We start from the raw sequence: 16710 nt of genomic DNA on the forward strand, positions 1-16710 counted from the left end.
TTAAGCTGGTCAATATCAATATCTTTGATACCGGATAAATCTTCGTTTGTCCGGGGTTTTCTGCGCTTACGGCGCAGCCGGAGCGAGTAAATTTTGTTACATTTAGATATTGTGCGTCAAACCCTAGTCGGTCTGACAGTATCAGTCTTGAACTCACCACTATCAAAGAAACCGGGTTTTTTACTTAGGAATGAGGATAAAATAACTTCCACAAGTTTGTGGGGTGGGCGTCTCGCCCGCCCTTGTGGGACGGGCGAGACGCCCATCCCACATAACAATTAAAATTGTAAGTTATTGAATTCGCGATCCTTAATCTGTGAACTACAGCGCGTCTTTTCGTGAAAAACCCGGTTTCTGACCACCCGTGCGTCCAGGACTGATCGTCACAAGATGCAAATGGAAAATAGAAAAATGGCGATCGAGTAATTACCAATTAGCAATTACCAATTACCCATTCCCAATTCCCAATTACTAACTAAATTAATCATGAAAAATGAAATTCAGCGCACGGTTTTAGACAACGGTATTGTTGTCTTAGCATCAGAAAATCCAGCAGCAGATATTATTGCAGCTAGGATATTTCTGCGCGCCGGTAGCCGCTGCGTACAGCCGGAACAAGCAGGATTGTGTCACTTGCTGTCGGCGGTAATGACTAAGGGAACCGATCGCCTGTCTTCGCTGGAAATTGCCGAACGTGTAGAATCGGTGGGGGCGAGGTTGAGTACCGACTCGACTACAGACTATTTTTTAGTGAGTTTAAAGACGGTTGTTGCCGATTTTCAGGACATTTTGGAGTTGGCGGCCGAATTGATGCGATCGCCCACTTTCCCAGAAGCCGAAGTCGAACTCGAACGCCGCATCGCTATATCGGCAATTCGATCGCAACAAGAACAGCCATTTGCGATCGCCTTCGAGCAATTGCGACACGCCATGTACAAGGAACATCCCTATGCTTTCTCTACCTTGGGCACGGAAGCTACGATGTCAAAGCTCACCAGAAACGAGCTCGAACAGTTCCACAAAACCTATTTCCGTCCCGATAATGTAGTTATTTCTGTAGCCGGCAGAATATCTACCGAAGATGCGATCGCCCTGATCGATCGAACTTTTGGCGACTGGAAAGCGCCTTTAACACCCCTCCCAACTTTAACCGTTCCCCCTCTCACACCCTCCCCTCAATCCGTCGTTAAGGCACAAGATACCCAGCAATCAGTGATTATGCTGGGCTACCTCGCACCCTCTGTCAAAAATCCCGATTACGCAGCGATCAAATTGCTGAATACCTATTTGGGTAACGGTTTGTCGAGCCGGTTGTTTGTGGAATTGCGGGAAAAGCGGGGCTTGGCTTACGATGTTTCCGCGCTCTATGCGACGCGCCTGGACACGGCTCAGTTTGTCGCGTACATGGGTACAGCGCCGGAAAATACGGTGACTGCTTTTGAAGGATTGCGCGCTGAGGTCGATCGGCTCGCCAACATCGAACTAAGCGAGGAGGAATTGCAAGCTTGCAAGAATAAAATGCTCGGTCAATATGCTTTAGGAAAACAAACTAATTCACAAATTGCCCAAGTTTTAGGCTGGTACGAAATTTTGGAATTGGGAATTAAATTTGACGAGCAATTTCAAGCAGAACTTGCGGCGGTAACAACTGCTGAAGCTCAGGAAGCTGCTCAGAAATACTTCATCCAACCGTATGTTTCTTTGGTGGGCCCGGAGGCCGCGATTAAGGAATTGGGTTTGGTTGCTGTTTGTTGAGGAATTGGGCTAGTTGATTCGGGTGCGTCAGATTGGGTGATTTGGGCGATCGACCAAAATTCACGATCTGACGCACTCTCAAACTAAACTGCACCAGCTTGAAAAATCTGGTTTGCGGTGAGGTTCAAATCCGGGAAGGTTTGGGAGAGAATTCGTTCATTGTCTCGAAACCTGACTATTTGATATTCGCCATCAACCAAATTACAGACAGAAATTGTCGGGTGTTTGGGATTGCCAATAAAATTGCGTCCGCCCAACGCAGCATAATCTACAATCCAATATTCCGGGATACCCATCTCCTCATAATCGGCATATTTCAAATAGTAATCATCGCGCCAATTGGTTGACACAACCTCAATCGCCAAAGGTATCGATGCACCTAAACTAAGGATAGACTGTTTTTGCCATAAAGTTTCGTTCACCAGATTTGCACGATTCAGCACCAACACATCAGGAACATAACCAGAATCTTTTTCAGGAGGTCTAACTATCACTTGATTGGGGATACTGTATGGCAATCCCAGACGTTCTATTTGAAAGGAAATTTTGATTGTAAGAAAGCCTTTAACTTCCTCGTGTTCGCCTACTGGTTGTGCCATCTCAACAATATCTCCATTATGCAGTTCGTAGCGTACCGCCGAATTTTCAGGCAGCGACTCCACAAATTCCTCGAAGTTTACGAGTCTGGGTAAAGCTTGAGTCATAGGTTTTGAGAATTACCGATCATATAAATTATATCTCTATCCATCCGCGTTCATCTGCGTGCATCTGTGGTTAAATATTCCAAATCTGCCAGCAGAGTTAGATTGAGACAATTTAAGATGCTGGATTTGATCGGACGCTTTTCATCCCAAAATACCATCGATGAATAAAAGCTAATTGCAGCAGGTGAATTCAAAAGCTCAAAACTTTTACGTGCGACTCCCTCATTTTCAAAGCTGAGAAAATAAACAGTATCATCGAAAATTACAGGTTTATTAGCAATTGCACCGATTAATCTGAAGTCCAATTTTTTATAAAGTCCGCAAATTGCAATTTTCCACAATTTAAAACTATAATCGCCAACTCCAAAAACTGAAAAACGAGGATTTTGCTGATAAATTTTGCTTTTGCGATTATCTAGATATTGTCCGTGATCTTCTAGATAGCGCCAGGTTTTAGGAGCTATATGTCTGATAGGTTCGGTTGACTCGCCAATAAATTTTTGAGTTACTAAAATATAGCGACTTGTGGCATTAATGCGATTTTGAGCGACATCCGAGCCTTTAAGTAGCGGAAATAGATAAGTTTCCTCAAGTTCGACAGCTTCCCCAAAGCCATTGACAAAAAGATTATCAATTTTCCGAAACTCCATCACATTCGAGCAGTCATGTTTTACGCCAGATCGCCATTTCGTGCCTGACTTGACAGCATATAAATTACTCAATTTATTGAAAGAATCTATATCTTTAATTAGAAGATTATTTTGATAGCCTATGCGGTGGAATTCTGAACTTTCTAAACTGCTAAATACATCGCAGAAGTAGTTCTGCGAGCTTGAGTCAAACTGGCAGAATAACAAACAGGCATCCACATTTGCATCAAAATACTTTTTAGCATCTATTTTGTAAGTTGCACAGTTAGCGAGATTAAGTTTTTTTGAATGAATGTAACTCAATAACTTTCTGGCAACGGAAGTCTTGCGAAGCATTGCCAGAGTTGCGTCACGATTTTGCAACCATTGTATCGCCTGAATCAGCATCCATTCTGAGATATCGAAGTTACTTTTACCTGTGAGTGCATCTAAGCCACTGTGCTTTTGAAAATTGCTCTTTTTAGGCAAGTTTTCACTGCCAATAGTTCCTTGTTGTGAATTTGTCACCCAAGGAAAGTTGCCAAGTACCAGCACCCGATGATTAAATTGATTGATTAATGATGTCCAGTCAAAATCAAAAAAATCTCCGTGCTTAACCTCACATCTTTCATCCTGTAAGAATTGATGCTTTGACCTGAATTCTGTTAAGTAACTTTGATTTATTTCAACTCCAATAATCTGGCTGGCGGATGGAAAGTAATTTGCAGCAGCTTCAATGAAATTACCTACGCCGCAAGTTGGCTCAATAATGAATTTGGGGTTAACCTCAAGTTCTATCAATTTCCGACACACCATCTGTGCTAATTCCAGCGGTGTCTGAAAATCCCCGTATTCTAGTTTTGTTTTGCGATCGTTGGAACTCATCGGTTAGATTGATAAACTCTTAATTACAACTTAACTATTGAAGAAATAACTTAGTTGCCACCACAGTTCGCCATAACTCCAAAACAAGAATTTACCGGGATAGCAAAACCTAATATCTAAAGCTTCAGCAATATCTTTGTGAGCAAATAAATCTAATTCACATTCCCCGGCTCTAATTTTAGCTACGAGTATCATATCGATAAAACAAAGCCTACTGATAAGTTCTACGTAAAACTCTTCCGTTTTACCCCAATCATTTAATTCCTCTATACCTGAAGCTCCTAAAGATGTTTGAACGAAATAAACTAAATCATTATACTCTTCTAATAAATTTATTTCATCATCATGACCATCTCGTAGTCTTCTTATGATCTCCTCTAGTTGAGCTATTTTTGCAAGCAGCCAATTAATTTCTTGATCCGAACTTATTATAATTCTCAAACGCTCAATTTCTTCTCGTAGCTTTTTTGTGATCTCCTCTTGTTGAGCTATTTTTGCACGCAGCCGATTAATTTCCTCATCCGGAGTTATTATTATAATTCTCAAACTCTCAATTTCTTCTAGTAGCTCTTTTATGATCTCCTCTAGTGGAGCTATTTTTGCACGCAGCCGATTAATTTCCTGATCCAGATTTTTATTTTCATTTTTCAAACTTTCAATTTCTTTCTGAAGAAGTGCAACTCTCTTTTTCTCCTCATTAAGCTGTAGCTCTAAACTTCTTTTGGATTCTTCTAGCTCTAAAGGTTGAATTCGGTCTAGTGCTCGTCTTAGTTCTGACTCTAAAGAGTTTTTGCTAGCTCGGAGTTGTAGATTATCTTGCGTCAATCTAGTATTATTATCCTTAACTTGATTTAACTCTCTTCTCAGAACGTCTCTTTCTTGCTGTAAATCCGTATTTGTTTTAATGAGTGATTGATTTAGGGCTATGACTTCATTAAGCTGGCTAGTAACCTCTTTAACTTTCTCGATTAAAAATTCCCACGTTATAAACTCTATATCTTGACTACTGAGAGAACCACCCAATTCTTGAATAAGAACTTTTTTATGAGCTTCTAGTTCTTCAACTTTTTGTTCAAAGTAAACATTTTCAATACGAAGATTTGTTGAAATTTTCCTTACTTCATCTCTTTCGCTCTCAACGCTTGCTAACTGTTGTTGTAGCCTTTGAGCCGTCTGCTTCAAAGAATTGTTCTCAGTAGTAGCGGCCTTGAGTTCTGCCTCTGTTTGCTTAAATCTTGCAAGGATTTGAACTATAAAGGCGGTAAATAGGTTATTTCCTTGTTGTAACTGCTTGTTTATTTGCCTAAGCTCAACTGTCTGTGCTTCGATCCTGTTATCATCCGGTTTATTCTTACCCCTGCGAAGTTGCAGGTAAATTATTACGATACTTAGTAAAGCTATTAAACCAGCAGTTTCGTAAACCATACTAATACTTTTTTGAAAATAGCGTTTTTGGACATCGGTTCCCAGGCAGAGCCTAGGAACCAGTTAATTAAAAAACAAAGGGCGAGTTTCGCCTAAAACTTAACCCCAAAAGTCAAATTTTATGCTCAAACCCGCCCTCGTAAAACACCCTTAATAAGCGTCTTGCAATTCGTAGAAATCAGGGGAAATGTAATCTTTCCGCAGTGGCCAGCCTACCCAATCTTCGTTCATCAAAATCCGTTTCAGATTCGGATGTCCTTCGTAGACAATGCCGTACATATCGTAGGATTCCCGTTCTTGGAAATCTGCTGCTTTCCAAATCCAGTAAACTGATGGTACTCTCGGATCTTCGCGGGGGATGAAGACTTTGACGCGGACTTCTTCGGGATGGGAAGCATTATCTGTCAGCTTAGCCAAGTGGTAGACGCTGACTAAATCTTCTCCAGGGCCTTGGTCGTAGGCGCACTGGTACTGCATATAATTGAACCCGTAGGCATACAATGCTGTTGACATCGGAATTAGGAATTCGCGATCGACCTTTAAGATCTCCACACCCAAATTATCAGCCGCTAAAGCTTCATGTTCAAAGCCATTCTGAGTCAACCACTGAGAAACCTTGCCGGCTTCAACAATTGAAGTTTCTGTCTCAGCCACGTTGTACCTCCTGTTTTTGTCCTGCAAGCAGGGCGGGCGGTACGGGCATTCCCATGGCTTCCGTCAATTCCTTCGGCGGGGCGATGCGGCCGGGAATTGACAAATATTTACCGTCCAAAATGTCGTCTACTACCTTCATTTTGTGGGGTCTGGTGTAGTAGCGGTGAGTTGGCAGCAAATTTGCCCGTTCTTGCATCGAGTCGTTGGCGATTTTTTTCCGCAGTTTGATAATTGCGTCAATAATCGCTTCTGGACGAGGAGGACAGCCGGGGATGTACACATCTACGGGAATCAGTTTGTCAACGCCTCTGACTGCTGTCGGGGAGTCTACGCTGAACATTCCGCCGGTGATGGTGCAAGCGCCCATCGCGATCACGTATTTGGGTTCGGGCATTTGTTCGTACAGCCGCACCAAGATGGGGGCGTACTTCATAGTAATCGTACCGGCGGTGATCAACAAGTCGGCTTGCCGGGGGCTCGATCGCGGTACTAGACCAAATCTGTCGAAGTCGAAGCGCGATCCAATTAAAGCTGCAAATTCGATGAAGCAGCAAGCCGTACCGTAAAGCAGTGGCCACAGGCTGGAAAGTCTCGCCCAATTATAGATGTCATCAACCGTGGTTAGGATGACGTTTTCTGATAATTCGGATGTGACTTGCGGACGCTCTGCGGGATTGACAATTAACGATTTTTGTGTTTCAGAACTTAAGACCATTCCAAGGCTCCTTTGCGCCATGCGTAAACTAGAGCAATAACGAGAATTGTGATAAAAAACAAGGCTTCGATGAAAGCCAAGAGTCCTAGCTGGTTGAAAGCTACCGCCCAAGGGTAGAGGAAAACGGTCTCTACGTCGAAGATGACGAAGACCAGGGCGAACATATAATATCTGATGTTGAACTGAATCCAGGCTCCGCCGATCGGCTCGACGCCAGATTCGTAGGTAGTGCGTCGGTCGTAGGGACGACTTTTGGGCCGCAGTACCTTAGACGCCGTGAGGGCGAGGATAGGTACTAGGCTGGAAATTAGCAGGAAGCCTAAAAAATACTCGTAGCCGCTAAGTGCAAACACGGTGAATGATTACTGCCTCTGTGAAAGGGTTCTTTGACATACTCCCCAACCTAAAGGCATGGGGATTGTGGATTTAAACAGCAAAAGCAAGCACGGCTTGTCTGATATTGCCTAGCCCGATAGTTGATGCCCCAACTTATTTGAGATTTTTTTGATTTATACAGTTGAGACCGGATTTTTACATCTCGCGAATCAACAATACATAACTTATCATAAAAGCCGTCCGATCAGGACACGGGGCTTTAGGCCCAATTTTTCGGTAACAGAAATTACTGGTCGATCGAGATTAACGGTACATCTTCTGCAATAATTTTTAATGTATATTTTTAAGATTAGCTTACCTACTCTTTTTGGAGCTATGAGCGATCCAGCCACTGAGACTAAAACCCTCGATCGGCACGAGTGCCGCGCCTGCGGCTACGTCTACAATCCGAAAAAGGGCGATCCTAAAATTGACATTGCCCCGGGCACGGCTTTTGAAGATTTGCCTATGACTTGGGTCTGTCCTGTTTGCGCGGCGCGCAAGCCGATGTTTCAAAACCTCGGTCAGATGGAAGGGGTATCGGGATTTAAGGCAAATCAGCGCTACGGTGTCGGTGTGAACGGCATGACTGAAGGTCAGAAAAGTTTGCTGATTTTTGGCGGCTTGGTCGTTGGTTTCTTGTTTTTACTTAGTATGTATGGTTTGCAGTAAAACGATTGTGAGATTTTGGCAACGAATTGTAATGTTATTGGCGGCTGCGCTCATTTGTACGAGTTGCAGCACCGTCGGTTCTGTGAGTTACAACCCCTGGCAGGTGATTTCCTTGCCAACTTCGGCTAATTTGCAGGATATTGCCTTTACTGGCAATTCTGAGCACGGCTGGGTTGTGGGTTCGGAGGCGACTCTGTTTGAAACCTCTGACGGCGGCACCAACTGGAAGCCGATCGCACTGGATATCGATGATACTAGGTCGCGTTTCTCCTCAGTGAGTTTTGCGGGCTCCGAAGGTTGGATTGTAGGTCAGCCTTCGGTTCTGCTCCACACAGAGGATGAGGGTAAGTCGTGGACGCGGATTGCTTTGAGCTCTCAATTACCAGGTTCTCCGAGTACGATCGCAGCTATCGGCCCAAATACGGCTGACATGACGACGGATGTCGGAGCAATTTACCGGACTTCTGACGGTGGCAAAAATTGGAAAGCGATCGTCCAGGATTCTTTTGGGGTAGTTCGCAATATCAACCGTTCTGAAGACGGACAGTATGTTGCAGTTTCCTCGAAAGGCAATTTCTATTCGGTGTGGAAACCCGGACAAGAAGCTTGGGAACCTCACAACCGCAACAGTTCTCGTCGCCTACAAAATATGGGCTTTACCAAGGACGGGCGTTTGTGGATGCTCGCCCGCGGCGGTCAAATTCAGTTTAGCGACGCCGAAAGTGCTGAAGGTTGGGGAAAACCATTTTTTCCCGATCGCCAAGCGAGTTGGGGTTTGCTAGACATGGCTTACCGGACTAACAGTGAAGTTTGGGTAGCCGGCGGCGGCGGCAATTTGCTGTGCAGTTTGGACGGCGGGAAAACTTGGCAAAAAGACCGCGAAGTTGAGGATGTTCCTGCTAATTTTTACAGGATTGTCTTTATGGGCCCCGATCGCGGATTTGTGATCGGCGCAAGCGGCACTCTACTTAAATATCAAGGTTCAGCGCAAGCTGCTTGATAGTAGAATAGTAGTATAGATTGTCTGTCGATTTGTTGTTGAAAGGAGGATTCTACATGGCCGGTACAACTGGAGAACGTCCGTTTGGGGACATTATTACAAGTATCCGTTATTGGGTAATTCACAGTCTCACCATTCCGGCTTTGTTTATTGCTGGATGGCTGTTTGTGCAAACGGGTTTGGCTTACGATGCTTTCGGAACTCCTCGCCCCAACCAGTATTTCACAGAGCAGCGGGAAGAAGTGCCGATTATCTCGGATCGCTTTGAAGCTAAGAAACAAGTAGATCAGTTCATTGGCAAGTAATTTTACAAGGATTTGGAAAAATGACGAGCAGAACGCCAAACAATGAGCCAATTTCGTATCCGATTTTTACGGTGCGCTGGTTGGCCGTTCATACTTTAGGTGTCCCAACAATTTTCTTTTTGGGCGCGATCGCAGCAATGCAATTTATTCAACGATAGGAGTTTACAATGCCTGAGCGCGTTCCTAATCCCAACGAACAGCCTGTTGAGTTAAACCGGACTTCTCTTTATTTGGGTCTGTTGCTGATTTTTACTCTGGGTATTTTGTTTTCCAGTTATTTCTTTAACTAACTGGTGACGCGAGTTTAATTTCTGTGGTTCAGTCGAATTTGTTTAGCTGTGAATTAGTGAGGTGATCGCTATGTTTAGTGAAAGTGGCAGAATTCCTTTGTGGCTGGTAGCTACTGTCGCAGGCCTCGGTGCTCTGAGCATTTTGAGCCTTTTCTTCTACGGTGCTTATGCCGGTTTGGGTTCTTCGATGTAAGTAGAATCTGGCATATTTTATGCCTTTAACCCCCCTTTTTTAAGGGGGGTTTTGATTATAAAAGAAGGAAGTTCGGCAACGGATGATGTAACGGATTTAACGGATTTAATGGATTTAATAGATGGATGTTGAAGGAAGAGGGAAGAGGGAAGTCACCCTCTCACAGCACAAACAGGCTAAATAAACTCCCACCCCATGAGAAAATCTCAGAGAAACCGGGTTTCTTTCCAGATATTTCGCCACCCAACCGAGATTTTCCCAGATACCCGGTTTCTGAGCCACTGGTACAATCTCAGAGAAACCGGGTTTCTTTCCAGATATCTCCATAAAAACTCGATTTTTCCCCGATCGGGCTTGCTTTGGAAATTAGGTAAAAGTTGCGAGTAGAATAGTGCAAGAGCCGATCGCTCGATCGTAGTCCATAGCGAAATATGACCCCACCGCAGCCGCCCCGCAAACCTCAAACCGTCTTGGGTGCGATTACCCAAGCAGTCCAGACAATTGCCAAGGTTAATTTTAACCAGCTAGCGCTGAAACCGAATGCCAAAGTACCCGAATTGTGGGTGCAGGATGCGGGTGCAGCTAAAGCTGAGGTTTATCCGCTATTGGGCGATCGATATTTGTTAGGTCGATCGTCCAAATCATCAGATATTGTAGTTCGCAATCCCGTTGTCAGTCACCTGCACCTATCCCTGTCGCGGGACACTCGGCGACGAACACCTTTTGTAATTAAAGACGAAGACTCTACCAACGGCATTTACAGCGGAAAAAGGCGAGTTAAAAGTATGTCCCTGCGTCACGGAGACGTATTCACATTAGGGCCGCCGGAACTCGCCGCCGCCGTCAGAATTCAGTACGTAGATCCGCCGCCTTGGTATTTTGAACTTGTGCGCTACAGCTTTTACGGCGTCAGCGGAATCACCGCTTTGATTGCGGTATTGGTAGGTGTTGAATCGACCAAGTTTCAAGTGCGGCCTCTGCCGAGAAGCATCAACGGCCCCGTAATTGTTTACGCCCGCGACGGCCAAACTCCGCTGCGCCCTCCTCAGAATAACGCTCACTTAGAATTAAAGAAATTGCAGGATTTTTCGCCTTATTTATCCAAGGCGGTACTTGCTTCGGAAGACAGCCGCTACAATTGGCACGTGGGGGTAGATCCGCTGGGGGTTTTGCGCGCGCTATTGACGAATGTTCGCGGGGGAGGAATTCGCGAAGGCGGCAGCACTTTGACGCAGCAGTTAGCGAGAAGTTTGTTTCGAGATTATGTAGGTACTCAAGATTCGGGCGGACGCAAGTTGCGGGAAGCCGTAGTAGCCTTAAAACTGGAGAGTTATTACAGCAAAGATGAGCTGTTGCTGACTTATTTAAATCGCGTGTTTTTGGGAATTGACCTTTACGGTTTTGAGGATGCGGCTCGATTTTATTTTGCCAAGTCGGCGAAGGATTTGAGTTTGTCGGAGGCGGCGACTTTGGCGGGGATTTTGCCGGGGCCAAACAGTTTCAATCCGATTCAAAATTATCAGTTGGCGGTGCAGTACCGCGATCGCGTGATCGAACGGATGCGCGCAATGGGGACGATTTCTCAGGAAGAAGCCGATCGCGCGAGGCGATCGCGAATTGAGATCAATCCCAAAGCTCGCCAATATCTGCAAAGTACGATCGCGCCTTATTTCTACAATTATGTATTTGACGAATTGGAGTTTTTGCTGGGGGAGCAGTTAGCCAGAGAAGGCAATTTTATTGTAGAAACAGGCTTGAATCCCGGCCTGCAAAAAGTAGCTGAAGCTTCCCTGAGAAATGCTGTAGAAAATAGCGGAGCCAGTGCAGGTTTTTCTCAAGGAGCCGTGGTAACTCTCAATACTGCAACCGGGGAAGTCTTAGCTTTAGTTGGGGGCGTAGATTATTTGCAAAGTCAGTTTAATCGAGCCACCCAAGCATTGAGACAGCCCGGTTCTACATTTAAGATTTTCGCCTATACAGCCGCCTTAGAAAGCGGAATATCACCAAATAAGACCTATTCTTGCGAACCGCTTTCCTGGGGCGGACAAAGTTACAGCGGCTGCGAAAGAACCAGCGGCAGTGCTGATATGTATCGGGGTTTAGCACAGTCGGAAAATGCAATTGCTTTGAGAGTAGCACAAGATGTCGGTTTAGACAATGTATTGGGAATGGCGAGACGTTTGGGGATTACATCTCCGCTGCGTTCTTCCCCTGGTTTGGTGTTAGGTGATAGTGAAGTTAATGTATTGCAATTAACGGGTGCGTTCGGGGTTTTGGCGAACCGGGGTTTGGGCAATCGCCCCCACGTAATTAAGCGAATTATTGACAGCAGCGATTGCAAAGATCGAAATGATTTTAACAGTTGCCGGGTGATTTATGACTATCAAAAAGATGCGGTTGCCAACCGGCAGTTAGTTTCTGAAGGCGTAGCGGATACGATGACTGATATGCTGCAAGGTGTGGTGCGGGGAGGTACGGGCAGCAGCGCTGCTTTGGGGTTGGGAGAAGCTGGAAAAACAGGCACGACTAATGATAATAGAGATTTGTGGTTTGTGGGTTATATTCCGAGTCAGCAACTGGTGACAGGAGTTTGGTTAGGAAATGATGATAATTCTCCGACTGGGGGAGGTAGTGCAAATGCTGCTCAGTTATGGGGGGAGTATATGCGGCAGGTAGCTCGTTGAAATTGCTGAAATTATTGTTTTTACTTCTTTTAAATCCCCGACTTCTTCAAGAAGTTGGGGATTTGCGTATTGGTGGACTTATTTATAGCAGTCACCAAGGTGGTTAAGACTGTTATTGGTAGGGGTAATGTGCAACCTAAGCACCCTACAGATAGAGTGTGTACGTAAGTCTTGAGTCCTTTGACTAATTACGATCGCCCTCTCTATAAAACAATACGGTTCACTTAACACTATTTATGCCCCGGAGATCCCCCTAAATCCCCCTTAAGAAGGGGGACTTTGAGAGCTTTGTTGTCCCCCCCCTTTTTAAGGGGTGTGCCAGGGATATCTGTCTTAAGTGAACCGTATTGCTCTATAAAACGAGTGACACTCAAATAAGTTACCACAAACAAGTGTCACTAGAAAAAGTGACTGGCAAGGCATTTCCGTTAGCGGTTATACCTAAGAAATAGATGCAAATAAAGGGTCACTTAATAAACAATGCAACACGAATTCGCGATCGAATTTGAGGGTGAAATAAGTTACAAAGCTGAAACCCGGATTCTGTCCTCGGTGATCTAAAACTATCCTGAGTATTGATTTAAGTTGAGTATTTATTTAAGTCTAGATAAACCCACTTTAGGAGTTTCTCATGAAATTTAGTTTGCTGTCGATCGCGATCGGCTGTTCGAGTCTAGTTGCTCTGGGGCTATCGCAATCCCCCTCAATCGCTGCACCTGTAACCGTGCACTTTCCTCAGTTGCCTAAGAGCGGCCAAGATTTCAATTACACCTACAAGGTAAATCGTTCTACGAGCAATCCTCTGCGGGATGTGGGTGCTCTCCAACAGTTATTTCAGGGGCCAACCAGTAGCGAAATTGCTAGTGCACCGGGTCTACAGGCGATCGTACCGCTGCTTTCTGCCAATGGCTGCAACGGTCAAACCCTACCTGCTGGAGCCATCAATGCAGGTCGCTTTATGATCAAACGCCAGATCACAGGCAATAAAATTGCCTACAAAATTCGCTTCTGCCAAGCCTTCAACACCACCGGAATTGGGGCTGATGCCCTTCGCGACACCGCTATTATAAAGACTCTCCGGGAAAATCTCAAATACGTCTCTGGTGTCAAAAGTATTACCCAAATCAGTATTGCTCGATCGACTAATGCGTGCTTTGGCGGCAGTGGAAATACCTGCTGGCCCTAATATCTGCGATCGAACTAAATTCATTTATCTTACTTCCAAGGACATACTATGAAACCCATAATTTCTATTTTAGGCGCGATCGCTGCGATCGCCCTTTGCCCCCACATTGCCCAAGCCAGCGCCTACAAAACCAGCGGTGGCAGCACTTTTATTCATATTACAGAACTTCCTGGTGGCACAGGCTACTACTTTACATCCGTAGGCGGCAGACAGTGGGAAGGTAATTTCGCGGCGACTACCGTCACCGTCAGTGGTGGCATCAGAACCTATACTGGAACCTTCACCGACTCTCGCTTGGGGCCTGGTGCAACGCAACAATGTAAGGGCAACCTGAAACTACAACGTCCGGTTTCTAACTCGGGCCCTGCGCCCCTGACAGCCACTTGGACGATTACTGGTGGGGTCAACTGTCCCTCTTCCGTGGGTTCAATCTTAAAGCTCAATCTGACCGAAGCCGTCCCAGTCGCCAATAGCAGTGGCAATTTCCTCGCCAGCAATGCCAATACCATTCAGTCTGAAACCGCAGGCGACGCCACTTGGCCTAAATGGGTTGTCACCGACCCAACGAGGCTCAATTGTCGCGCCACTGCCCCTAGTGGCACTGTCGTTACGACCTTCCCCAACGGCAGCACCGTTGATGTCGGTTATCGGGGCCTCAACAGCTTCATCACCGCTGGGGGCGCTTCCTGGCTGCGGGTGCCCAGCAAAAACTGCTTCATCCGCGCCAACAGCCAATACATAAAGCCCAAACTGATGCCCTTCTAACGAGCATCTAGCCGCTTATTTTAATCTCTAATTTTTGCTTGGCTATAGAGGGTGTAGGGGCAAACAAGGGTGATTGATCGCCCTTGTTTGCCCCTATTTTTTCGCTTATTCTACAGTCTGAGAAACTGGCCGACAGCCTGACAATGTTTGATGCAAATTGACGACATTTCCGATTACGGCGATCGCCGGGGCTGCAAATCCAGTCGTCTCAACTTGCTCTACAATTGTACCCAAAGTTCCGATCAATTCTTCTTGTTCGGGTCGCGTTCCCCAGCGCACTAAGGCTATGGGCGTTTCTGCACTCAATTCGGCTGCTGTTAACTGGCCGATAATGTAAGGCAAATTGTGGATTCCCATGTATACTACAATGGTTTCGGAGCCGCGGGCGATCGCCTGCCAATTTACTGCCGGCCGATATTTTCCCGCTGATTCGTGGCCGGTGACAAAGGTGACTGACGAACTGTACGATCGGTGTGTCAGAGGAATTCCCGCATAAGCAGGGGCCGCAATTCCAGAAGTTACACCGGGGACAACTTCTACGGACACTCCAGCTTTTACCAACTCTTCCATTTCTTCGCCGCCACGCCCGAAAATAAATGGATCACCGCCTTTGAGACGAACTACGATCGCATTATCTTGAGCTTTGTCGATCATTAACTGAGTCGTTTCGTCCTGCATTAACGAGTGACGGCCTTTGCGTTTTCCGGCATCAATTCGTTCTGCTTGCGGATTGATTACTGCCAAAATTTGATGGCTGACTAAAGCGTCGTAAATCACTACATCCGCACACTCTAACAGAGCTTTTCCCTTTAACGTCATCAAACCCGGATCTCCGGGCCCTGCACCTACCAAATACACTTTACCTAAAGACATTTTGCTTGCTTCCTTGACCTCTTCTGTGTCTTTGCGATTCATTTTTGAATTAAATCCCGAATTAAGTCTGCTAATTCTACACTTGCGCCTAGAGGATTTGCGAGATGAAGTTCCGCCGCAGGGAATTGCTGCTTTAACTCTGCGACATTTTTGGCGATCGCATCTGTAATTCCTCCATTAAATAAGAAGTATGGCACAATTCCGATTTGCTGCTGTCCACCGCGAACCAAACTATCAATTTTTTCTGCCAAACTCGGCTTCACAGACCAATAAGCTGTCAACGCACCGAGTTTGCTGGCGATTTCTTCAACAGTCGAGTTGCCTCCGGGGCGACGGCTGCCGTGAGATAGTAAAATCCATTTTGGGGATAGCAGATTGGGGAGAAAAGCTATCTCTTGCATTTGAGTTTTCAGCAAGTTTGTTAAGCCTGCTTCCTGAACACCTAAATGCGGGCGCACTTCAATTTTTAGCTTGTCACCAAAAGTTTTCTGGGCAATTTCCACCTCAGCGGGTATGTCTTCGGCGACGTGAACTCCCGGTAATAAAAATACGGGCAGAATTTGCAATTCTGTCAGTCCGAGGGAAAGAGTACGATCGCCAAAACGGCAAATTTGTTCGTGGAGTGGCGCGGGGCCGAGTTCTAGGGTAGCGGTTGCGACTGTCACCGATGAGTCGGGCCATTTTTGGGACAGCAGTTGACCGAGGTTTTCCAGAGCTATTTGGGGTCTGGGGTCACGGCTGCCGTGAGAAACTAATAAGTAAGTCGATCGCAATTTCAATAGGGATTTGATGTTAGTGTTCGAGCGTGATTTCAAATAATTATAACACCAGAGGGTGCGTGAGTTAAAAATTGCTCGACATTTCGCCGGCATCTCTCAACTCACGCACCCTACACAACTAAACAACTCTCAAATTAACCTTTGGGAGCAGGATCGGCGACGTACTTGAAAGTAGGTTCAGAGTTCAAAGCATTGGGTTCGTCCTTGCCATCAGTAGACAAGTTAAAGAACAAATCTACTGTTGAATCTGGCGCGATATTTCCGAACAGCGGATCGGTAAGTTTGCCCATTGATTGCAGAGCATTCATGAACATTTGAGTGTGGGAAATTTCCCGAGTCAGCAAGAAGTGCAGCGTCTTTTTGGTTCCGGCATCCGGCGCTAGTTTAATCAATGCTTCGTAGGTTTGGCGAGCTCCTGCTTCCGCAGCGATATCAGCGCGCAAATCGCGCACCACATCCCCGCCTTCGTTGATATAAGCAGCACTCCAAGCTTGACCTTGGCTGTCCAACAAGTGCGGGCCTACGCCACGTATCGCAAACAAAGTGCTTTTGTAAGCATCTGTTTGATCAACGTTTTTGGTGTGCATTTCGATGAGTTGGCCCACCATTTCTAAGTGGCTGAATTCTTCGAGCGCAATATCTTGGAGCATATCCTTAATCTCTGCATTTTCACAGTGAAAGGACTGCACCCAGTATTGCAGAGCTGCTGTCAGTTCTCCGGTGGCTCCGCCAAACTGTTCTAGCAGCAATTGAGCAAAACGGGGGTTGGCTTCGTCTACTGTCACCGCAGCCATTAATTGTTTTTTGTGAAAAAACATCGA

The 16710-nt window shown here is 45.7% G+C and carries 20 protein-coding genes; 10 read left to right on the forward strand and 10 right to left on the reverse strand.

The window, feature by feature from the left end; all coding sequences use genetic code 11:
• The first annotated feature begins 486 nt into the window (after positions 1-486).
• Positions 487-1755: a M16 family metallopeptidase gene (locus QUB68_RS18205; protein ID WP_332995078.1), complete on the forward strand. Its 1269-nt coding sequence runs from the start codon at positions 487-489 to the stop codon at positions 1753-1755.
• 83 nt (positions 1756-1838) lie between these two features.
• Here the strand turns inward: QUB68_RS18205 and QUB68_RS18210 are convergent, their stop codons facing one another.
• The 6 genes from QUB68_RS18210 to ndhC form a co-directional block, all read right to left on the reverse strand.
• The gene (locus QUB68_RS18210) at positions 1839-2459 is read right to left on the reverse strand and encodes a Uma2 family endonuclease (protein WP_332995080.1); all 621 of its coding nucleotides are present in this window, start codon (positions 2457-2459) and stop codon (positions 1839-1841) included.
• Between the two features lie 50 nt (positions 2460-2509).
• A complete protein-coding gene (locus QUB68_RS18215; protein ID WP_332995082.1) occupies positions 2510-3889 on the reverse strand; it encodes a class I SAM-dependent methyltransferase in 1380 nt (459 codons plus the stop codon).
• Positions 3890-4003: 114 nt separating this feature from the next.
• On the reverse strand, positions 4004-5398 hold the full coding sequence (locus QUB68_RS18220; protein ID WP_332995084.1) for a hypothetical protein: 1395 nt from the start codon (positions 5396-5398) through the stop codon (positions 4004-4006).
• 150 nt (positions 5399-5548) lie between these two features.
• Positions 5549-6052: an NAD(P)H-quinone oxidoreductase subunit J gene (locus QUB68_RS18225; RefSeq protein WP_265233756.1), complete on the reverse strand. Its 504-nt coding sequence runs from the start codon at positions 6050-6052 to the stop codon at positions 5549-5551.
• Complete coding sequence (gene ndhK / locus QUB68_RS18230) at positions 6045-6767, reverse strand: photosynthetic/respiratory NAD(P)H-quinone oxidoreductase subunit K (RefSeq protein ID WP_332995086.1); 723 nt, start codon at positions 6765-6767, stop codon at positions 6045-6047. Before ndhK ends, QUB68_RS18225 begins: the two co-directional genes overlap by 8 nt.
• The gene (gene ndhC, locus QUB68_RS18235; RefSeq protein WP_006635500.1) at positions 6758-7120 is read right to left on the reverse strand and encodes a photosynthetic/respiratory NAD(P)H-quinone oxidoreductase subunit C; all 363 of its coding nucleotides are present in this window, start codon (positions 7118-7120) and stop codon (positions 6758-6760) included. Before ndhC ends, ndhK begins: the two co-directional genes overlap by 10 nt.
• 358 nt (positions 7121-7478) lie before the next feature.
• On the opposite strand from ndhC, the gene QUB68_RS18240 reads away from it, so the two are divergent.
• The 6 genes from QUB68_RS18240 to QUB68_RS18265 all read left to right on the forward strand — a co-directional run bounded on the left by QUB68_RS18240 (position 7479) and on the right by QUB68_RS18265 (position 9602).
• Entirely contained in the window at positions 7479-7814 is a 336-nt protein-coding gene (locus QUB68_RS18240; RefSeq protein ID WP_332995088.1) for a rubredoxin, read from the forward strand.
• A complete protein-coding gene (locus QUB68_RS18245) occupies positions 7801-8814 on the forward strand; it encodes a photosynthesis system II assembly factor Ycf48 (protein WP_332995090.1) in 1014 nt (337 codons plus the stop codon). The genes QUB68_RS18240 and QUB68_RS18245 overlap by 14 nt, the downstream gene beginning before the upstream one ends.
• 56 nt (positions 8815-8870) lie before the next feature.
• The gene (gene psbE, locus QUB68_RS18250; RefSeq protein ID WP_293144446.1) at positions 8871-9119 is read left to right on the forward strand and encodes a cytochrome b559 subunit alpha; all 249 of its coding nucleotides are present in this window, start codon (positions 8871-8873) and stop codon (positions 9117-9119) included.
• A 20-nt stretch (positions 9120-9139) separates the two neighbouring features.
• Positions 9140-9277: a cytochrome b559 subunit beta gene (psbF, locus tag QUB68_RS18255; protein ID WP_006635504.1), complete on the forward strand. Its 138-nt coding sequence runs from the start codon at positions 9140-9142 to the stop codon at positions 9275-9277.
• A gap of 9 nt (positions 9278-9286) precedes the next feature.
• Positions 9287-9409: a photosystem II reaction center protein L gene (locus tag QUB68_RS18260; protein ID WP_172190234.1), complete on the forward strand. Its 123-nt coding sequence runs from the start codon at positions 9287-9289 to the stop codon at positions 9407-9409.
• 70 nt (positions 9410-9479) lie between these two features.
• Positions 9480-9602 carry a photosystem II reaction center protein J gene (locus QUB68_RS18265; RefSeq protein ID WP_293175784.1) on the forward strand — a complete coding sequence of 41 codons (123 nt, stop codon included), beginning with the start codon at positions 9480-9482 and terminating at the stop codon, positions 9600-9602.
• 114 nt (positions 9603-9716) lie between these two features.
• On the opposite strand, the gene QUB68_RS18270 is transcribed toward QUB68_RS18265, so the two are convergent.
• A complete protein-coding gene (locus QUB68_RS18270; protein ID WP_332995097.1) occupies positions 9717-9929 on the reverse strand; it encodes a hypothetical protein in 213 nt (70 codons plus the stop codon).
• Between the two features lie 104 nt (positions 9930-10033).
• Here QUB68_RS18270 and QUB68_RS18275 point away from each other — a divergent pair, with 104 nt between their 5' ends.
• The 3 genes from QUB68_RS18275 to QUB68_RS18285 all read left to right on the forward strand — a co-directional run bounded on the left by QUB68_RS18275 (position 10034) and on the right by QUB68_RS18285 (position 14237).
• On the forward strand, positions 10034-12286 hold the full coding sequence (locus QUB68_RS18275; protein ID WP_332995100.1) for a transglycosylase domain-containing protein: 2253 nt from the start codon (positions 10034-10036) through the stop codon (positions 12284-12286).
• Positions 12287-12917: 631 nt separating this feature from the next.
• A complete protein-coding gene (locus tag QUB68_RS18280; protein ID WP_332995102.1) occupies positions 12918-13472 on the forward strand; it encodes a hypothetical protein in 555 nt (184 codons plus the stop codon).
• Positions 13473-13520: 48 nt separating this feature from the next.
• Positions 13521-14237, forward strand: coding sequence for a hypothetical protein (locus QUB68_RS18285; protein WP_332995104.1), 717 nt, complete (start codon positions 13521-13523; stop codon positions 14235-14237).
• 105 nt (positions 14238-14342) lie between these two features.
• On the opposite strand, the gene cobA is transcribed toward QUB68_RS18285, so the two are convergent.
• The 3 genes from cobA to QUB68_RS18300 form a co-directional block, all read right to left on the reverse strand.
• Positions 14343-15152 carry a uroporphyrinogen-III C-methyltransferase gene (cobA, locus tag QUB68_RS18290; RefSeq protein WP_332995107.1) on the reverse strand — a complete coding sequence of 270 codons (810 nt, stop codon included), beginning with the start codon at positions 15150-15152 and terminating at the stop codon, positions 14343-14345.
• Entirely contained in the window at positions 15149-15889 is a 741-nt protein-coding gene (locus QUB68_RS18295) for a sirohydrochlorin chelatase (RefSeq protein WP_442923102.1), read from the reverse strand. The genes cobA and QUB68_RS18295 overlap by 4 nt, the downstream gene beginning before the upstream one ends.
• A 134-nt stretch (positions 15890-16023) precedes the next feature.
• Complete coding sequence (locus tag QUB68_RS18300; RefSeq protein WP_332995110.1) at positions 16024-16707, reverse strand: manganese catalase family protein; 684 nt, start codon at positions 16705-16707, stop codon at positions 16024-16026.
• Between the last annotated feature and the right edge of the window lie 3 nt (positions 16708-16710).

Origin of the sequence: Microcoleus sp. A006_D1, assembly GCF_036702805.1 — a bacterium.
Taxonomy (GTDB): Bacteria; Cyanobacteriota; Cyanobacteriia; order Cyanobacteriales; family Microcoleaceae; genus Microcoleus.

Excerpts from the sequence above, each read along its gene's own strand:
- QUB68_RS18205 (WP_332995078.1), top strand. The coding sequence starts at position 487 with ATGAAAAATGAAATTCAGCGCACGGTTTTAGACAACGGTATTGTTGTC.
- QUB68_RS18210 (WP_332995080.1), bottom strand. The coding sequence starts at position 2,459 with ATGACTCAAGCTTTACCCAGACTCGTAAACTTCGAGGAATTTGTGGAG.
- QUB68_RS18220 (WP_332995084.1), bottom strand. The coding sequence starts at position 5,398 with ATGGTTTACGAAACTGCTGGTTTAATAGCTTTACTAAGTATCGTAATA.
- ndhK (WP_332995086.1), bottom strand. The coding sequence starts at position 6,767 with ATGGTCTTAAGTTCTGAAACACAAAAATCGTTAATTGTCAATCCCGCA.
- QUB68_RS18240 (WP_332995088.1), top strand. The coding sequence starts at position 7,479 with ATGAGCGATCCAGCCACTGAGACTAAAACCCTCGATCGGCACGAGTGC.
- QUB68_RS18245 (WP_332995090.1), top strand. The coding sequence starts at position 7,801 with ATGGTTTGCAGTAAAACGATTGTGAGATTTTGGCAACGAATTGTAATG.
- psbE (WP_293144446.1), top strand. The coding sequence starts at position 8,871 with ATGGCCGGTACAACTGGAGAACGTCCGTTTGGGGACATTATTACAAGT.
- psbF (WP_006635504.1), top strand. The coding sequence starts at position 9,140 with ATGACGAGCAGAACGCCAAACAATGAGCCAATTTCGTATCCGATTTTT.
- QUB68_RS18260 (WP_172190234.1), top strand. The coding sequence starts at position 9,287 with ATGCCTGAGCGCGTTCCTAATCCCAACGAACAGCCTGTTGAGTTAAAC.
- QUB68_RS18265 (WP_293175784.1), top strand. The coding sequence starts at position 9,480 with ATGTTTAGTGAAAGTGGCAGAATTCCTTTGTGGCTGGTAGCTACTGTC.
- QUB68_RS18270 (WP_332995097.1), bottom strand. The coding sequence starts at position 9,929 with ATGGAGATATCTGGAAAGAAACCCGGTTTCTCTGAGATTGTACCAGTG.
- QUB68_RS18275 (WP_332995100.1), top strand. The coding sequence starts at position 10,034 with ATGACCCCACCGCAGCCGCCCCGCAAACCTCAAACCGTCTTGGGTGCG.
- QUB68_RS18280 (WP_332995102.1), top strand. The coding sequence starts at position 12,918 with ATGAAATTTAGTTTGCTGTCGATCGCGATCGGCTGTTCGAGTCTAGTT.
- QUB68_RS18285 (WP_332995104.1), top strand. The coding sequence starts at position 13,521 with ATGAAACCCATAATTTCTATTTTAGGCGCGATCGCTGCGATCGCCCTT.
- cobA (WP_332995107.1), bottom strand. The coding sequence starts at position 15,152 with ATGAATCGCAAAGACACAGAAGAGGTCAAGGAAGCAAGCAAAATGTCT.
- QUB68_RS18300 (WP_332995110.1), bottom strand. The coding sequence starts at position 16,707 with ATGTTTTTTCACAAAAAACAATTAATGGCTGCGGTGACAGTAGACGAA.